Below are 19,089 nucleotides of genomic sequence, written 5' to 3'. Positions count from 1 at the left end.
CGCTATCTTAAATGTTAAATGATTGCTAATTTAAGTCAAGTTTTTTCATGTCTTTGTATGACAAGCAACGCCGGAGTAAAGAATAAAGTTAAGACCGTTGCAGCCAATATTCCACTTGCTATGGTTGTTGAAATGTCAACCCACCACTGGCTTGATGGAGCATCATATGTGATTTGTAGCGTAAAAAAATTGATATTTAACCTGGTAATCATCGGTATTAAACCAAGAACTGTGGTTGCAACGGTAAGCAATATTGGCCTAACGCGAGAAATTGCAGCGTTTATTACACATCGCTTGATGTCATTTTTGTGTACCTTAATTTGGTGATGAAAGGCATCAAGCAATAGTATGTTATTATTTACTATAATTCCTGCCAAAGCAATTATCCCCACTCCACACATAACAACTACGAAAACTTGTTGGATAAGAAAGAAAACAAAAAACACACATGTTGTGGATAAAAACACTGCTGTCATTACGATAAATGTATGGTATACATTATTAAACTGTGTCACTAATACCAATATCATTAGTGTAATTGCTAATATAAAAGCCTTTAACAAAAATGTTCCTGATTTTTGTTGATCTTCTTTGTCGCCTTTAAAATCAATTTTTACTCCCTTGTCCCAATCCTGGGCAATAGAATTCTGAATGAACTTTACTCTTTCATTAACAAGATAGCCTGTATCCACATCAGCGGAAATTGTCACTGTACGTAATCCATCAATCCTATTTAGTTTGTTTACCTTTTTTTCGGGAGCATATTTTACTATGTTGCTCATAGGATGCGGGCCATTAACTGTATTGATAAAAAGATTATCTATAGTCTTCATGTTGCGGTCCCTTCTGGGGAAACGGAGTACAATATCGATTTCTTCATCCGTGTTATTTGGTCTATATTTTCCAATCAACACTCCATTTGTAACCATCTTTATAAAATCGCCAATGGTTGCAACACTTACTCCAGAACTTGTAGCCTTACTCTTATTAACACTCATATTCCACTCTATTTCAGGTGCTGATCTGCTATCTTGAATATTTATAAACCCGGATGAAGGTTGGTCCATAATTTTTAGAATTTTCTCTGCTGCTAAATTCAGATTGGATGCACTTCCGCTGAGGTTAATTTGTATTGGCTTGTCAGCCGACGGTCCTGACTTTTCCTCTTGAACATTAATTATTATTCCTTTCATGTCTTGCACACTGCTCCTTATATCGTTTAATATGTGCTTAGCTTTGCGCCTGAAGCGCCAATCCATAAGTTCTAGTTGAATTCTGGCGATAACGTTGTCTGAAAATGCTCCTGATCTAGCATAAGAAACATGAATTTCTTTTTCAACGCTCAAAATGCGTTCTTCCACTTCTTTGAGTATCAGATCTCGTTCTTTGGCTGATAAGCTTTCTTTTGCTTTAACACTGATTAAAATATTATCTGAATCCACTTTCGGAAAAAACTTCACTCCAGGACCAAAGGTAAAGTACAGCACACTAAATGAAAACAGGACGAATACAGTAGCACATATGAATTTTTTAGGATGATCTAAAACCTTCTCTAGCATGCGTATGTAAGCTCTTATTATAGACCCAGCATTTTTTATCTCACCACTTTCTATAGCACTCATTTTTTTTATTTCTTTTTTTGAAGTTATTGAAGGCTTACCAAATATTGCACCAAGTGTTGGTATAAAAACCAAAGCCATAATGAGCGATCCAGTCAAAGTTAGAATTATTGTAATTGGTATGTACTGCATGAATTTACCAACAGTATCAGGCCAGAATAATAGAGGAAAAAACACTGCTAATTTAGTTAACGTCGATGATAGAACCGGATAAAACATATCACGAACTGAAGTGTGAAAGGCTTCTACTTTGTCCATTCCGCAGATCATCTTTCTATCGGCATATTCGCTGATCACAATTGCATCATCAACCAGCATGCCAACAGCCATGATTAAACTGAAGAGCACAACGATATTTAAGGTTATGCCCATAAAGTAAAGAGCTATTATCCCAATGAGAAAGGAACCGGGTATCGAGAGTGCCACAAGAATAGCAATCCTTGTTCCCATAGAAAGCATCATTATGATCAATATTAACAACACAGCGAATATTATGCCGTTTTCCAAGTCATCAAGCACATCGCGGACGTTTTTTGACTGGTCATTTAAGTACACCACTTTTAAATTTTCAGGTAATTGATCTTTTGCCTTATCCATTAAGTATTTTACTTGATTTACTGTGTCTATTATGTTTTTTCCGTTACGTTTTGAAATTTCTAGCACGACACTAGGTAATCCATTAATGCGAGCAAACCCTTGGTGATCCTCAAACCTAGGGTATACTTTTGCTATATCTTTGATTCTCAAAACTGCATCGCCTTGAGATCTAATAGGAATATTCATAATATCTTCTATATCTTTTAATAACCCTGATATTTTAATCGAATATTTACCGGTATCATTTTCCAGTGACCCAGCTCCCACTAGTCTATTATTGCTTGATATAGCTTGGAATATTTCGTTTGATTGAATGTTATATTTTGTTAGAACTGTGGGCTCAATTATAACTTCCACTGTTTCTTTACGCATACCTGCCACTTCAACTTTGAGAACATTTGGCAGAGATTCTATTTCTTTCTTTAGCTTGCGTGCTATTTCAGTTAAGGCTCTTTCTGGCAAATTACCAATTAAGCCGACATTGAGTATCGGAAATAAGCTCAAGTTTATTTCATTGATTATCGGAGATTCCGCTTCAACAGGTAACTTCGATTTTATGTTTGAAAGCTTTGAACGGACATTATCGAGCACTTCTTTATTATCATACTCTGTTCCAAATTCGAGTATCATGTGAGCACCATCATTAGTTGCAAAAGCTCTCAATTCTCTTACACCTTCGATGGATCTTAGTTCATTTTCTATAGGCAGCACTAATAGCTTTTCACTATCTTGAGCAGAAATCCCAGGAAGTCCAACAAACACGCTGATTATAGGAATCTGTATATCAGGGTTACTTTCCCTTGGCATTTTTACATAAACGTATGAACCGAAGATAAAAATTACTATAAGTAATAATACCACCGCCCTGTTTCGCTCTATGAGTAAGCTCTGCATGTTGAATGTTAACTAAATATGTGTGTTTGTACAATATTATAGTCGAGATACGTTGCATATTAATTAATCCTTGTATAGCTTTAAAACTTTACGCAAATAATTAAAATTTTCGCAAAATTGCAAGTATAAGAAAATTTCTGTATAATAATTCTAGAACAGTATTTGAGAGGTTATTATGGTGGCAATTTTAAATGTAACAAAAGGCAAGAGAAAAGTTATTGTGTCTGGATTAGCTGGAGCTTTATCAGCTTTAATATTTTTAACAGCAATCCACATTGCCGCAAAGATAGCCATTATCGTTTCTGCTGCTGCAGTTACTTACTTATTACTTTTGCTGATTCATAAAATAAGAACTAAAGCTGAAATTACTCGTGTTTCAGAAGATGAAGGTGAAGAAAAAGATACGGAAATATCCGTAAAAGAACCAAAAAGAACTGAAACTGAGCTAGCAGAAGAATTAAAAAATAAAAGAGCACAAGAAGAAATGAAAAATGGACTACCTGAACATATGGATTTCAAAGGTAATTCACTTTCTAAAAGCACTAACGCTGATGATACAAGTCGGACTAAATACGCAACGAACTATATGGACTTAATGCGATCCCCTCCTATGCATATGAATGGATATGACAAAAAAATCAAAGAACTTACCAATGCTCCGAGGACTTTTTTCAGTGATAACTTAATGAGAATGCCAGAGCGGCTAACTATGGAAGATATTGTTAACCAACGTGGTTAGAGTTTATATCAAACTCTTCATCTTATATTGAGAATCAGATGCAATGCCGTAGACCCTATTTGGCGGAGCAATTTTGTTCTCTATACCAAAAACTATACCTTCAATTATTGCTGTGAGTACTTTTTCAAGGTTACAGTCTGCTCCAGGAACACGGTGCTCTAGGCGGCATCTTTTGGAATCGTTGCCAAAATAGGGAATTCTTATCGCAGCAGTTCTGTTATTTACTCCCCAACTAATCGTAGTTGGAGTGTGAATATCCGGGTACTGAAATCTTAAATATGAATCATCATTTGGAGCAAAAAACAACATATGTTTTTTCATCATTGCACATAATCCGCCAATACTATGAATCAAATAATCACTATACTTTTGCTCATTGATATAAAATAAGTTATCGTTATTTGAATTCACGAGATTAACATGCACATTTAATGCACTGCCTGCTCTATCCAAATAAGGCTTTGCTTTAAAAGAAACGTTCCCACCAAGTTTTTGTACTACTTCAGTAAGTAATTGTTTTGCTAACTCAAAATGCTTAATTAAATTGTCGGAGTTCGTATAACAACCACTTTTTATCTCATATTGATGTGTAGAATTCTCCTTCTCGCAGGAAAATTCAAGAAATGCTATTTTATTTTTGATGCTATTCAGAAATAAATATTCTTTTTCTATTCCTTCAATGTAAAACTCTAGTTCAATACCGAATACAGCATGACAACTCAAATTACTTAATATAATCATAAATTTGCTTCAGTAAATCTATATTAGGTTAGCTATATTTATATGAATACTTTACTTATTTGCCAGTAAATTTAACATCTTATTTATACATAATGTATTACTATTTTTAATAGCATGCTTCTAATCCTCGATACAAGCGACATTTACAAATTTTTCATTTTTTTGAAATAAAAATGATCAATTTTAGTGTTTTTATACCCTTTACAACTCATCAAAAAATCACCATAATTTTTAGTATGTATTAAGTAGTATTAGCTTTTCATTTTGCAGTAAGCTATTGATTATCTTATATTTTTCTAATTGTTGCTTTTTTCTTGGTATGGTATATGAACTTAACTAGCCCTAAGGTTTCTACTATGTTTTTTGATCAGATTATTACAGTAACGGATCACAATGTTACTTGGGAAAAAATCCAAAATTGTCTTTATAATCTTTATGGAGAAGCAACATATAACAGCTGGCTGAGTTCGCTAAAATTTGTCAGTAGCAGAAATGGGGAAGTTCTTTTATCCGTGTCAACAAGGTTTATAAAAGAGTGGATTACAGTTCATTACATGAAAAAAATATTATCATTATGGCAAAGCGAAGATAAAAGCATACGTTCTATTGATATTCAAGTAATTGAGGAAAGGAATTCAAATTTTAATGTTATACTAAAAAACAGAGAGGAAAGTAATCATAATCTTGGTTCGCCGCTGGATCCAAGGTTCACCTTTGATAATTTTGTAGTGGGAAAGCCAAATGAATTAGCATTTACGGCGGCAAAGCGTGTGGCAGAATCTATAGATCCAATATTAGGCAGCAATCCTTTGTTTCTATATGGTGGAGTGGGACTTGGTAAAACACATCTAATGCATGCTATAGCCTGGCACATAGTCAATTCCCCATCAGAAAAAAGAAAAGTAGTATATTTATCAGCAGAGAAATTCATGTACCAATATATTACAGCGCTGCGAAGCAAAGATATTATGTTATTTAAAGAGCAATTTAGATCAGTAGATGTATTGATGGTAGATGATGTGCAATTTATCAGTGGTAAAGATAGTACACAAGAAGAATTTTTTCACACTTTCAATGCATTGATAGACCAAAATAAGCAATTGGTTATATCAGCTGATAGGTCTCCTAGTGATCTTGATGGAGTGGAAGAAAGAATAAGATCACGACTCGGTTGGGGGTTGGTGGCAGATATTAATGAAACAACTTTTGAATTAAGGCTTGGTATATTGCAGGCAAAAGTGGAGCAGATGAATATGTATGTTCCGAAAGATGTCCTAGAGTTTTTAGCAAGGAACATAAAATCTAATATAAGAGAATTAGAAGGAGCATTAAATAAGGTTACCCATACCTCATTAATTGGAAGAAGTATGACGGTAGAATCAGCTAGTGAAACCCTAATCGATCTTCTTAGGTCAAATCATAGGTCAATCACAATAGAAGAAATACAAAAGAAAGTAGCTGAATTTTTCAATATAAAGGTTGCAGATATGCAATCCAATAGAAGACTTCGCAGTCTTGCAAGGCCAAGACAAATAGCTATGTATTTTGCCAAAAAATTTACGCAAAAAAGCCTACCAGATATTGGGAGAAACTTTGGTGGCAGAGACCATGCTACCGTTATACATGCAGTAAAACAAGTAGAAAATTTTATAAAGACCGACTCAAAATTTGCTGATGAAATCAATCGATTAAAAAAAATGTTTAAGTAGCGTTGTTAAAATAGCTAATAACAAGTCCTAAAATGAATCGACTATAGTTTTAATCCGTTTAAGTTTAAAATCTTCTGTTAGCTTCGCAGAATACATTTCCTTATTGTGTTGATTATAGAAGGTAAATTTGTGATCATCTAAGTTTAGTATTGCAAAGCCAAAACCGAAAAAGTTTCTAACCTCGTGTGCTAAGTAGTTTCTACCATTTGAATAGTCAAATTCTACATTTTGATAAACAGGCTCTTGATCTTGAGCGTGTAATAATGCACCACCGTTTCCAACTATAATCTGGTCTGGAACATTATCCATTAATAAAATCTGGGCTATATGAATGTGGCCAGAAACTATGGTAGTGACATTGCTTGGAAATTTATCTCCAAAAGCTTCAATTTGTGTAAGATTACCATGGCTTTTTAATGTCAAAAATTCTTTTTTTGGAGATCTCCAAAGCGGTTTATGAGTTAAAAACCACGTGGGCTTATCTTGTATCAATTTATCAAATTGCCTTTCAAAAGCATCAATTGTGCTTTGGGTTGTAAAAATATCCTCACCGGATGAAGAGTCGAAGATAAAAAATTTCATCGGTCCAGCATCTAAGGACCAACTAGAAACGAAGTTTCCACATTTTTCAGACGAAAAGGGGTATGAATCTAGATACCTGAACCATCCTTCATAAGCTCTATTACAACTCTCATGGTTTCCACAAAACAAAAGGAAAGGGGATTGTAATGAAATATCCTTTGCAGGCTCAAACCAATCAGCGTACCAAGCTTTTTTATTATATCCATAAATATCGCCACACTTTTTTGTATTTCTACATTTTGTTTGTCTATAATGATAATCACCAACATGGATAATTAAATCTGGTTTATGAAGGGCGATTGAATCTAAATTTTTTTTTAAAGGCCAGCTATCTACCGAATTACATTCCTGCTGAAATAACATATTTATTCTACAACCCGTGTCACCAATAAAAGCAATTTTATTAACCTTTTCTGGTAATATAGGAACTCGTAGATCCTCAATACTAATGTTTTTGGCACTTGTTTGTACTGTCAGTTCACAAACTGTTTCGTTATGATCACCATTGTTAATTGAGCTGCGATTCAGCATTTCTATTTCCTCGCCATCGACATAAACAATGGGACACATGTCATTGTCTGTAATTGCACGTATGCTTAATTTATTTTCTGGGATAACTTGAGACCATGTGTATAATATCTGTGCATGGACGAAATGAAAGCTAGTTATAAGAGAGAGAGCTAAAAAAATAAAGATATTAGCTACATTCATTTGTATAAAAACCTAAGTTAAAAATTAGTAGTAAGGTTGTCTTAAATGATTAAAATTTATAATCACAAAATTCATAATCAAATTATACAAGTAATTTCTAAATTATTCTAGTATCAGATTGACACTCTAGATGAAAAATTCTAAAATGATTAAATAATTTAAAATAATTATATAAAAACTAGAATATAGTGCGGCCGTGGTGGAATTGGTAGACACGCAGCGTTGAGGTCGCTGTGGCTCATAAGGCCTTGGAAGTTCAAGTCTTCTCGGCCGCACCAGTTTTTTCATAGCTGCTTAATATGGGTAAAAATGTTTATAGGAAATCAGAGTAGCAATAAGGTAGAAAGAGCTATCAGCGAAATCAGGCGCGGCCGGCCAATTGTAATATATGATAAAAGTAATTACCTATTGTTCGCTGCTGCTGAGGCTTTAGAAAGAGATTTATTTAATCAATACAAGCTTATATCAAGTAATGTATATGTTACTTTAACTTCAAGTAAGGTAAAATACATATCTCAGAATAAAGAACATAACAGCAAACGTCTGTTGGTGAATAATTTTGATGAACTGCTCCATTTAATAAACTGTTCAAAGGAAGATTGCATAAGAGAGTTGCAATGCTCAAAGACAATAGATGAATGTGCTATTGCCTTGCTTAAGTTCTCAGAATTATTGCCATACGCGTTAGTGGCTGATATGACTTTTGAGAATAACCATGAAATGCGAAATTGGTGCGAGAAAAATGACGTTATTGCACTGGACACGTCATTCATAAATAATTTTCAAGAAAATCAGGATGTATATGAAGTGTGCAAAACATCATTATTTTTAAAACAGACTCAAGAAGTAAATATCATATCTTATAGAACAGAAAGTGGTGGAAGAGAACATCATGCAATTATCATTGGCAATCCAGATAAAGATGGCGAACCATTAGTAAGAATTCATTCTTCGTGCTATACGGGTGACTTGTTAGATAGCTTATCATGCGATTGCAGAAGTCAGTTACATCAAGCAATTCAAATGATAGCTGACTCTGGAAGTGGTATTATATTGTATTTGATGCAAGATGGAAGAGGCATTGGTTTAACTAATAAGTTAAGAGCTTACAGTGTGCAAAGAGGACATAATCTTGATACTGTTGATGCAAACAGAATATTAGGTTTTGAAGATGATGAAAGGAGTTTTGCTGTTGCAGCTAAAATGCTTAATAAATTGAACATTAACAAAATCCAATTACTTACAAACAATGATAAGAAATTGTCAGAATTGGAAAGTAGTGGTATAGGAGTTACAAAGTGTCTACCACTTATTGTGGAACGTAATAAATATAACGATTCATATATGGAGACAAAGTTTGGTAAGCTAGGCCATAGATTAAGAGTTTTTTAGCTTTTTTGTTGTAACTACTTTGTTAATTTGCTATGTTTATTAACATAAGTTAAGATTTTTAGGAATACTAAAATGCTAAGATTTTTTAAGCGAGAAAAAAATACTGAATCCTTAGATAAGGATATAGATTGGAATTCAAACCGCTACAGCACAGTTATTGCTCAAAGGAATATTCTACTTTTATTTGCATTAATATTATTAGCAACGATCTCTATCAGCATATTAGTCATATTTAAAATTAGCACAAGTAGCACTATTGAGCCATTTGTTATAGAAATTGACAAGAAATCAGGAATAGTGCAATTGGTTGATCCTGTCACAGTAAAACAATATTCTGCAAATGAAGCGCTAAACGTTTATTTTATTTCAGAGTATATAAAAGCAAGGGAGGTTTTTGATCCATATCATTATAATTATAACTATTATACAAAGGTGAGGTTGTTTTCCTCACCTAATGTGTATAATGAATTTAGAAATTATGTAGGATCACAGAATATGGATGATCTTTTTAATTTGTACTCAGATACCAAAAGTGAATTTAAAATTCGCTCAATTCAAAAATTGGGTAACGATGCTCTTCAGGTGAGGTTTTTTGTGGAATTTATACGGAAAGATGGAAGTTCCACAAGAAAAAATAAGATAGTTATTATGTCATATAGATATGCATCGCTTGAAATGGATGATCAGCAAAGATATATTAACCCATTAGGATTTCAAGTTATTTCATATAGAGTAGATGATGAATATGTATAGGATATTATTAGTTTTAGCTTTACTTGTAAGTGGCAATTTAAACGCATCCATTAATTATAATGAGCCTATTTCTGTAGATAGTAGAATAAAGACTTTTGTGTATAGCCCTAATGAAGTATTTACGGTGGTTTTTAGTCAGGGTTACTATTCTTATATTGAATTTGCGGAAGGAGAAAAAGTTAAAAATATCGCTGTTGGTGATGCATCAAGTTGGAAAATTAATCCTTATGACAATAAATTGCTTATCATGCCATTTGAAGTTAGTAGTCGCACTAACATGATTATTACAACAACTAAAAAAAGAAATTACATTTTTGATTTAATCTCAAGGCCAAACTACGATAAATACCCAGATACTGATGCTAAGAAAGTGGGTCACGATTATTCTGCTGAAAAGGATATATCTTACGTAGTACGTTTTTATTATCCTCAAGAAGAAGGTGAATTTGATCTTGATTTAGATGAGGTTTCTTTACCTACTCAAATGCAATATACTACAGACAAGCCAGAAAAAATAATACAAGAAAATGATACGAAGTACAATTATACATATATTGATGAAGGTGGTAATGCGGATATAGTTCCGATTGAGCTATTTGATGATGGTTATTTAACCTATTTAAAATTTAGAAATAATAATAAAATACCTCAGATTTTTGTAGAAGAGGAGGATAAACCTTGTAAAAGGCTGTTATTTGATGATTATGTTATAATAAAAGGAGTACATAAAAAGCTATTTATGCGTTATGAAGATGGTGAAGTTGAAATTATAAATAGGTCACTTTAGCTGTGGTATATGCAATATGAATAAAGAAAGGCGTAACAATTCAGAAGATGAATCAGAAATAGAGAACAAGGTAGTAACAGTTGGCTCTAATCAAGGTCATAGGGCATTGATGGTCATTATTTTAGTGCTTCTGGTTGGTGGAGTGTATTATCTCTATTTTAGTCCTTCTCATAAAGAGGGTTCAGAAGTTATTAAAAAAGAGGAAACAAAGCAAAATGTTCAAGAATTGAAGGGAAAGTTGGAACAAGTTCCAGATAATGTAATGGTTCCTGAAAGAATAATAACTGATCCCTTACCACCCTTACCTCCTCTTCCTACACCACCAATCATACCAGAAATAAAACAAATTAGAAAAGAAGAAGAGAAACCAAAAGAAACTCCTGTGTCAAATATACCTATTTTGCCAAAGCAAAATTTTCCTTCTAGTAATGTTATGGGCAATTTACCTACCTCGTTTCCTACAATAGGGGGTAGCGGTTATCCTAGAGACAGACGTAGTGCACAAATGTTAACAATTTCAAGTGATGGTGGAGAGAATAAGGCTGCTGATGCTATTTTATCTGACACTTCAGCACAATCGAGCAAAGCTACCAGAGTAGGAAAGCTTGGTTTAATGGTTACTCAAGGTAAAATTATTGATGCTGTTCTTGAAACTGCAATAAACTCTGATCTGCAAGGAATGCTGCGTGCTATGGTGAGTAGAGATGTTTATGCAGAAACTGGTGATACAGTTTTAATACCTAAAGGCTCAAGATTGATAGGCAGTTATTCATTTGACTCGAATGTCGCAAGAGCTCGTGTAAATATAAACTGGAGTAGGGTCATTCTTCCTCATGGAATAGATATTGCTATTTCATCACTTGGTACGGATGAACTTGGCAGAGCAGGAATAGCTGGAATAGTTGATAATAAAATAGTAAGTGCATTATTCTCTTCAGTGGCACTTGCTGGTGTTTCAATTGGTTCGGCTGTTATAGGGCAAAAGGCCTCTAATCTTATTGATACGCTAACTGCTATGGATGCGGTGAGATCCATCACTGCAGCTGAAATAGATATCTCTTCTCTCAAAGGGGCTATTGTTGAGAGATTGGAGGATGCTATAAAAACTGAAGTTGGGAGGGTAGGAGACGAAAAATGGAAATTGGGTCTTAGGGCTATTGAAAAAATTCGGAATGCTAAAAGTGATCAGGATTTACTGAGAATAATAAAGGAAGAAATAGTAAGTGTGATAAAAAGTTCTGGAGCTAGTGGAGTTGATGCAATTACTAGTGACAATATCGGTATAACTTTAGACGATGTACGTCAACTGTTGAGGCAAACTCAGAAAAGAAGCAAGTCTGTTTATGATAAAGCAATCGGGAAATCAATCGAGGATTTTTCTAAAGATATGCGGGATATAGTAGGCAGATACACAGATAAAAAACCAACTATTTATGTTGATCAAGGCACCGCGTTGAAAGTATTTGTTAACCAAGATACAGTATTTCCTCCACAGGCAATATTAAATCAATGAAATGAATTATGCTGCACTTGATACATATTTGGAGCCATTACAAGGCATATTTCAAGAAGAAGGCGTAAATGAAATATCAATAAATAAGCCAAAGGAAGTATGGATTGAAAATCGCGGTGAAATAAGGTGTGAAAAATTAGAAGTATTCGATCTTAACCATTTGAAATCTCTTGGCAGACTGATTGCTCAAGCTACAGAACAAAAACTTAGCGAAGAAGCACCTTTACTTTCGGCAACATTACCAAATGGTTATCGTATACAGATAGTATTTCCACCAGCATGTGAACCTGATAAAGTAGTCATGTCGATTCGTAAGCCTTCTAGCATGCAATTAGCACTCGATGATTACGAAAAAATGGGGGCTTTTTCTGAAACTGTTACAGAAGCAACTGATAATCCAGTTGACCGTCATTTGGATTTACTGTTAAGGCAAAAAAAAATAAAAGAGTTTTTAGAATACGCTGTAATAAGTAAGAAAAATATTATAATTAGCGGTGGAACTTCCACTGGTAAGACTACTTTTACTAATGCTACTTTGCGTGCTATTCCAACTGAGGAAAGAATTATTACTGTTGAGGATGCAAGGGAAATCGTTTTGAACGATCATCCAAATAGAGTGCATCTGATTGCCTCCAAAGGAGGGCAGGGCAGAGCAAAAGTAACCACTCAAGATTTGATAGAGGCGTGCTTACGTTTAAGGCCAGACAGAATAATAGTTGGTGAGCTCCGTGGAGCGGAAGCTTTTAGTTTTCTTAGGGCGATAAATACTGGTCACCCTGGATCAATATCAACCCTTCATGCGGATAGTCCAACAATGGCCCTTGAGCAAATAAAATTGATGGTTATGCAGGCAAATCTTGGCATTCCTCCAGACCAAATTATACCATACATTAGAAATGTGATTGATATTGTTATTCAGCTAAAAAGAACCGGTGGGGGCAAAAGAAGCATTTCTGAGATATTATTTACTAGATCTGCAAGCGAAAATGCTTAAATTTATACATAAGTTAAAAAAGAGTAGTTTATGAGTAATGGAAATCACCTACGTAATATTCTCATAGGAGGTGTAGTAGCTTTTAGCGTACTTGAGTTTTGCTTCTATCTATCTGGTATATTGTTCTTTCTATTAGTTGACGGTCCGGATGCTGTGGATTTTAAGGCAATTAATCCTAGTTTGACGCCTTTCCCTCAAGCTCTTTGGCCAACGATTTTTGATCATATACAATATTGTTGGCACCACCCAGAGTTATATAGCCTTGAGCTCAAATTAAAATTAATTCTATCTTCTACAATGCCTATTGTTGTTTTAATGATTATCTTATGGAATTTAAGAGAAAGGATAATTGAGTGGCGACCATTTAAAAAGAAAGAATCACTTCATGGAGACTCGCAGTGGGCATCAGAGAAAGACATACGAAAAGCAGGATTAAGAAGCAAAAAGGGATTATTGCTTGGTAAAGATAAAAGAGGATACTTTATTGCTGATGGGTTTCAGCATGCATTGTTATTTGCACCTACAGGTTCTGGTAAGGGTGTTGGCTTTGTAATTCCTAATTTATTATTTTGGACTGACTCGGTAATTGTACACGACATAAAATTAGAAAACTATGAAATAACAAGTGGTTGGCGAGAACGACAAGGACAAAAAGTATACGTATGGAATCCAGCGCAGCCAGATGGAATAAGTCACTGTTACAATCCATTACAATGGATTAGTAAAAAACCTGGGCAGATGGTTGACGATGTGCAAAAAATAGCTAACCTCATCATGCCTGAACAAGACTTTTGGCAAAATGAAGCAAGAAGCTTATTTGTTGGAGTGGTATTATACTTACTTGCTGCACCAGAGAAAGTTAAATCTTTTGGTGAAGTTGTGCGTACGATGCGTAGTGATGACGTAGTTTATAATCTTGCTGTTGCTCTTGATACAATGGGTAAAATACTACACCCTGTAGCATATATGAATATTGCAGCTTTTTTACAAAAAGCTGATAAAGAAAGGTCGGGTGTTGTATCAACTATGAACTCATCGCTTGAATTGTGGGCAAACCCATTGATTGATACTGCAACTGCGTCAAGTGATTTTAATATTTTAGATTTTAAAAAGAAGAAAACTACAGTTTATGTTGGTTTAACTCCTGACAACTTGACTAGGCTCAGGCCTTTAATGCAGGTTTTTTACCAACAGGCAACTGAGTTTTTATGTAGAAAATTGCCATCGGATGACGAGCCTTATGGCGTATTGTTTTTAATGGATGAGTTTCCTACACTTGGAAAAATGGAGCAATTTCAAACAGGTATTGCATATTTTCGTGGTTATCGAGTTAGGTTATTCTTAATTGTTCAAGATACTGAGCAGCTCAAAGGAATATACGAAGAAGCAGGAATGAACTCCTTTTTGTCAAACTCGACTTACAGAATAACTTTTGCAGCCAATAATATTGAAACAGCTAATTTAATATCGCAACTTATAGGAAACAAAACTGTACAACAAGAATCGTTGAATAAGCCTAAATTTTTAGATTTAAATCCTGCTTCAAGGTCGTTGCATATCTCTGAAACACAGAGGGCATTGCTATTGCCTCAAGAAGTTATTATGTTGCCACGCGACGATCAGATAATTTTAATAGAGTCAACTTACCCAATTAAATCAAAGAAAATTTTGTACTATAGTGATAGCACCTTCACAAAAAGACTGCTCAAGCAAACTCGTGTGCCTACACAAGAACCATATGACCCAAACAAAGTTCTTTCTGCTGCTGCGAGCAAAGATAAGGTTAATAACGAGGGGAATAATGCTCTTGAGGGGCCTAGCGCTGCTGATTATCCTGCTGAAACTAAAACAGAGGATGCAGTGTATGATGAATCAGATGAATTTGCAGACGAAGATATTGATGATGAAGATATTGACGATAAGTTTGAAGATGATGATGACGGGTTTGATGACGAGAGGAGCGATGATGGGTTTGATGACGAAGACGAGGAGGATGAATTTGAAGATGAGGATATTGACGATAAATTAAAAAATGATCAAAAATAAAGGTTAACTTTGCCTATTTTTAGCTCAGAAAAGTGCAAGTTATGCAAATAATTAGGTTTTTCATATTAAGCCATTTTTAATTAATTAGTATTAGATTAGCTATTTTAACTAGGGGAGTAGTAATGATTAGTAAAAAAATATTAGCGGTTACAGCACTTGCTTTGCTGTTGTCACAACAATCTTTTGCAAGTGAAACAGAAGGGTTTTACTTTGGCAGTGGGTATTACGGTCAATATTTAAATTACATGGGTGAGTTGAAAGCAAAAATTGGAGATACTGCTGCTACAGCTGCCAATAATGTATCTGTAAATGACAGGAGTGCTCAGAATACAGAAGGTCAATCACTAAGTAAGTATAAAGGAGATTATAATCCACCTTTTGCTGCAAATGTGGCACTTGGTTATACAGGGGAATTGAATGGCAATAGCTACAGAGCTGAATTGGAAGGAATGTATTCTTCTGTAAAAGTGGATAATATTGGTTTAGCAAGCAGCCAGATAACAATATCCTACATAAAGGATAAAGCTAACCCAGAAGAGAGATATGAAGCAATAGTCAATCATGACCAGATAGAAAACGCGTCTTTAATGGCAAATGTTTATCATCATTGGAAAAGTGACCGTTTCTCTTTTTCTCCTTACGTTGGTATTGGAGTCGGTGCAACAAGAATGAAAATGTTTGAAAAATCGTCAATAAGACCCGCAGGTCAATTAAAAGCTGGCCTTGATTATCGCATAAACGAAGATGTAAATATGCATATTGGATATAGAGGTTTTGGTGCTATTGGTAGCAGTGAGTTCAAACTAGAAACCTCAAAGTGGGATCCCAATTTTAATAATGGCGCAGGTAAGCCAAAAGGTAAAATGGTTGAACAAACAGGTGATAATCAAGTATCTACTACCATACAGAATGGCTTTTTTCATACACACGGCATAGAGGCTGGCCTTACTTTCCACTTTGCCAGCAAAGCTTAAACATGTTGCCCTTTTAAAAAATGCATAAAACCGTTCCTGTCATCCTATGGCTTGACCATAGGATCTAGTTAAATATAGATCCCAGTGTCACGCACTGGGATGACGAGGTAGAGGGTACTGGGATGACGAGGTAGAGGGTACTGGAATGACATAGGATAATATGGGATGAAGGAGATAATACAAGAAAACATTAGCTATGTTTTTTGCACAACAATGCACCTCTTCATTCCTGCCAAATCATGTACATATTCCTGAAAAGCTAATTTGTATGAGGGTATTATTTTGTCAATATCATTTTGATCTTCACCTATCTCCAATATCGCAAACCCATTTTTTTTAAGACACCTCCTTAATATTGAAAAAATACTCAAGTAACAGTTTAAACCATCAATTCCACCATCAAGAGCAATTCTTGGTTCCTTTTGCACTTCGGCTTGCAGGTCTTTCAATTTGCTTCTTTTAATATATGGAGGATTACTGATTATAAGATCGAATGAACCTCTGCACTCTGTCCATGAGCTTGGAAATATTTTGGCTCTGCTGAGAAGATTATGTTTCTTTGTGTTCTGATAGGCAACTTTGTATGCTTCCAAGCTTTTTTCAAAACCGATCCCAACGGCATTTTCATACTCACTAAGTACGGATATCAATAAACAACCTGTGCCTGTACCAAAATCTGCAATTTTTAGTCTCTGCTTTTTATTTGGGTAATATTTTAACACTGCTAGGATTATTGTTTCACTATCTGGTCTTGGATCCAAAACATGCTGGTTAACTATAAAATTTTTACTCCAGAATTCACGATTACCTATTATTTGCGATATTGGATATCTTTCCGCTCTTTTTTTTGTTAATTTCCAAAATAAAAGTTCTTTCTCCATCGGCACTTGATCAGCATGGTTCATAATTATGAATGATCTTTCCACTCCAAGTACGTGCTGCATGATGATTTCACAATCTAAATGTGGTGATTCAACTTTATGTGACGATAATAACTCCGATCCTTCTTGAATTAAAGTGCTGATTGTTTTCATTATTCTAAAAATGTGTTCCTTTCAGCCAAGAATAGCAATTCCAATTTAGGGTAGCTGCACTAAATCCAAGTGTCAAGCATGGGTTCTTGCATAACCTAAACAGAAAAAAGATACAAGGTATTATTTTAGATATAAGCTATAAATATTTAAGAAATTTACCAAATGAAAAAAAAGGCAAAAGAAGCCCCGTGGTTGGCTAATTACTTACATTATACTTTCAAGTATGGCGTTTTTTAAGTCTTAAACACTGCAATTTAGCTGCTTTTAAATGCAACTCACCTTAGTTTAAATGTTTAAGAAATTTACTAAGCAGAAAAAAAGGCAAAAGAAATCCCGTGTTAGCTAGTTGTCACTCTCTAATCCTGCAAATTGGCGTACTATACTGTCTTAAACGACTTATAAGCGCGTTTCAGCTTATATAGGTAAAAACCCAGAAATGTTGTGAAGACATAAGGTGCACATAGTGCAAAAAATTAAAAATAAGACGCCAACTACGTTGTTTTCTTGCTGTTTAATCTGCACAGATGAAGATAACTGAATACCTTCAGTTTCATGATAAGGGGGTTGGCGGAGTTTGTCAAGGAAGTTTTTTCGTTTCTATTCCCAATAAAAGTTTGTATGCAATAACACAGAAGCATATGCTACTATTCCTTCATTTCTTCCAAGAGAACCTAATTTTTCTGCAGTGGTTGCTTTGACATTTACGAATTCATCATCAATCTCTAATGCTTTTGATATGAATTTCTTCATTTCTACTTTGTAAGGCGATATTTTAGGCTCCTCACAAACTATAGTAATATCTAAATTAGACACGCTGTACCCTTTTTCCTTTGCTTTTTTAGCAGCAAAGTCAAGAAAGTGAGATGAATTGCAATCTTTCCATTCAGAGGAACTAGGAGGAAAGTGCTCTCCTATGTCGCCACATCCCAGTGCTCCGAGTATTGCATCAACGATTGCATGTATTGCAACATCACCATCAGAGTGCGCTTCTATTGCCATGTTGTGTTCAATTTTCACACCGCAAATTTTTATAAAGCTCTCAGCACCATTTTGAACTTTAATGAACTTATGTATATCATAACCAGTTCCGACACGAAATTTTGGCTCTTCAAAGAGAAGCTTTGCCATATTGATATCCTCTTTTGTGGTTAACTTAAAATTGCTTTTCTCACCTTTAATAATCGCAACATGTTTTTTGTGCTCTACCATTAGTGATGAATCGTCAGTAAATTCTTTGTCTGATTGATGGCACGATAATAATTCTTTGAAATTAAAAATTTGAGGAGTTTGTATGGCTCTGAGTTTTCCTCTTGAAATCGTAGATTCAACGAAATTATTACCCACCAATGACATAGTGTCTTCGACTTCTATTGCTGGTACTACTCCTGTATATTGATCATTAATCATGGACTGAGCCAAGTTATCTATCAGAACATCTGACACAAAAGGCCTACAAGCATCGTGTATAACTACAAAATCTGGGTTAATTTTTTGTAAGCTTTCAAGCCCTAGTTTAACTGAATTTTGCCTGTTTTCTCCTCCATATATTGGACTTAGTAATTTAGTATCTACACCTCCTGTCATCCAAGTAGCTTGACTACTTGGATCCATACTTTCTTTTTTCTAGATTCCAGCGTCACGCGCTGGAAGGAGTGTACTGCTGATTTTTCACTTAAATAATGGTTGGATAAGAGATCCATTGCTTCCCTATAAAAACTTTCATGGTCTCTATTAATTGCTATTCTTATGTAATCTATATATTGGTTAGCCAGAAATCTTTTAATTGCATGAAATAAAACAGATTTACCTGCAAGTTTTGTATACTGCTTAGGAATTGTGTTACTGCATCTACTGCCTACTCCTGCTGCAACTATTAATGCTGCTATTTTGTATTTCTTAAGTCTGTTAGTGTGCATATTTATCATTTTCAGCGTAAGTGTATAGTAACAAGTTATTTACAGTTTTAAAAAAAGAGTGTATTATCTTATAAGATATAATACGATG

Annotated in this window: 14 protein-coding genes, 1 tRNA gene and 1 pseudogene; 10 read left to right on the top strand and 6 right to left on the bottom strand. The window is 34.6% G+C overall.

Annotated features, from left to right (window positions below; genetic code table 11):
* Positions 1-35: 35 nt before the first annotated feature.
* Positions 36-3,110, bottom strand: a complete 3,075-nt coding sequence (locus NMD99_RS03240) for an efflux RND transporter permease subunit (RefSeq protein ID WP_264687957.1) — start codon at positions 3,108-3,110, stop codon at positions 36-38.
* A gap of 175 nt (positions 3,111-3,285) precedes the next feature.
* Here NMD99_RS03240 and NMD99_RS03235 point away from each other — a divergent pair, with 175 nt between their 5' ends.
* Complete coding sequence (locus tag NMD99_RS03235) at positions 3,286-3,849, top strand: hypothetical protein (RefSeq protein WP_253309365.1); 564 nt, start codon at positions 3,286-3,288, stop codon at positions 3,847-3,849.
* Between the two features lie 3 nt (positions 3,850-3,852).
* On the opposite strand, the gene NMD99_RS03230 is transcribed toward NMD99_RS03235, so the two are convergent.
* Positions 3,853-4,590 (bottom strand): type I glutamate--ammonia ligase, encoded by a 738-nt coding sequence (locus tag NMD99_RS03230; protein WP_265017437.1) that lies wholly within the window; start codon positions 4,588-4,590, stop codon positions 3,853-3,855.
* 326 nt (positions 4,591-4,916) lie between these two features.
* Here NMD99_RS03230 and dnaA point away from each other — a divergent pair, with 326 nt between their 5' ends.
* The gene (dnaA, locus tag NMD99_RS03225; protein ID WP_253309363.1) at positions 4,917-6,299 is read left to right on the top strand and encodes a chromosomal replication initiator protein DnaA; all 1,383 of its coding nucleotides are present in this window, start codon (positions 4,917-4,919) and stop codon (positions 6,297-6,299) included.
* A gap of 27 nt (positions 6,300-6,326) precedes the next feature.
* Here dnaA and NMD99_RS03220 read toward each other — a convergent pair whose 3' ends face one another.
* A complete protein-coding gene (locus tag NMD99_RS03220; RefSeq protein ID WP_309166790.1) occupies positions 6,327-7,592 on the bottom strand; it encodes a metallophosphoesterase family protein in 1,266 nt (421 codons plus the stop codon).
* A 190-nt stretch (positions 7,593-7,782) separates the two neighbouring features.
* Here NMD99_RS03220 and NMD99_RS03215 point away from each other — a divergent pair.
* From NMD99_RS03215 to NMD99_RS03180, 8 genes are all read left to right on the top strand, one after another.
* Positions 7,783-7,870, top strand: a tRNA-Leu gene (locus tag NMD99_RS03215).
* Positions 7,871-7,901: 31 nt separating this feature from the next.
* Positions 7,902-8,984, top strand: a complete 1,083-nt coding sequence (locus tag NMD99_RS03210; protein WP_309166788.1) for a GTP cyclohydrolase II — start codon at positions 7,902-7,904, stop codon at positions 8,982-8,984.
* Between the two features lie 72 nt (positions 8,985-9,056).
* Entirely contained in the window at positions 9,057-9,737 is a 681-nt protein-coding gene (locus NMD99_RS03205) for a VirB8 family type IV secretion system protein (protein ID WP_253309360.1), read from the top strand.
* On the top strand, positions 9,724-10,524 hold the full coding sequence (gene virB9 / locus NMD99_RS03200) for a P-type conjugative transfer protein VirB9 (RefSeq protein WP_253309956.1): 801 nt from the start codon (positions 9,724-9,726) through the stop codon (positions 10,522-10,524). The genes NMD99_RS03205 and virB9 overlap by 14 nt, the downstream gene beginning before the upstream one ends.
* Before the next feature lie 16 nt (positions 10,525-10,540).
* Positions 10,541-12,037: a TraB/TrbI/VirB10 family type IV secretion system protein gene (locus NMD99_RS03195; protein WP_309166787.1), complete on the top strand. Its 1,497-nt coding sequence runs from the start codon at positions 10,541-10,543 to the stop codon at positions 12,035-12,037.
* Position 12,038: 1 nt separating this feature from the next.
* Positions 12,039-13,031: a P-type DNA transfer ATPase VirB11 gene (gene virB11 / locus NMD99_RS03190; protein WP_253309358.1), complete on the top strand. Its 993-nt coding sequence runs from the start codon at positions 12,039-12,041 to the stop codon at positions 13,029-13,031.
* Between the two features lie 30 nt (positions 13,032-13,061).
* On the top strand, positions 13,062-15,077 hold the full coding sequence (locus NMD99_RS03185; protein ID WP_253309357.1) for a type IV secretory system conjugative DNA transfer family protein: 2,016 nt from the start codon (positions 13,062-13,064) through the stop codon (positions 15,075-15,077).
* A 122-nt stretch (positions 15,078-15,199) separates the two neighbouring features.
* A complete protein-coding gene (locus NMD99_RS03180) occupies positions 15,200-16,051 on the top strand; it encodes a P44/Msp2 family outer membrane protein (RefSeq protein ID WP_309166785.1) in 852 nt (283 codons plus the stop codon).
* Between the two features lie 194 nt (positions 16,052-16,245).
* Here NMD99_RS03180 and prmC read toward each other — a convergent pair whose 3' ends face one another.
* The 3 genes and pseudogenes from prmC to NMD99_RS03165 form a co-directional block, all read right to left on the bottom strand.
* Positions 16,246-17,085 carry a peptide chain release factor N(5)-glutamine methyltransferase gene (prmC, locus tag NMD99_RS03175; RefSeq protein ID WP_253309355.1) on the bottom strand — a complete coding sequence of 280 codons (840 nt, stop codon included), beginning with the start codon at positions 17,083-17,085 and terminating at the stop codon, positions 16,246-16,248.
* A 597-nt stretch (positions 17,086-17,682) separates the two neighbouring features.
* Positions 17,683-18,696 (bottom strand): 2-C-methyl-D-erythritol 2,4-cyclodiphosphate synthase, encoded by a 1,014-nt coding sequence (ispF, locus tag NMD99_RS03170; protein WP_309166783.1) that lies wholly within the window; start codon positions 18,694-18,696, stop codon positions 17,683-17,685.
* Between the two features lie 77 nt (positions 18,697-18,773).
* Positions 18,774-19,010: pseudogene (locus NMD99_RS03165) on the bottom strand (2-C-methyl-D-erythritol 4-phosphate cytidylyltransferase); the annotation flags it as partial.
* Positions 19,011-19,089: the final 79 nt, after the last annotated feature.

This window comes from Wolbachia endosymbiont of Listronotus oregonensis (assembly GCF_031205055.1).
Lineage (GTDB): Bacteria > Pseudomonadota > Alphaproteobacteria > Rickettsiales > Anaplasmataceae > Wolbachia.
This window is presented reverse-complemented; position numbering and strand designations above follow the sequence as displayed.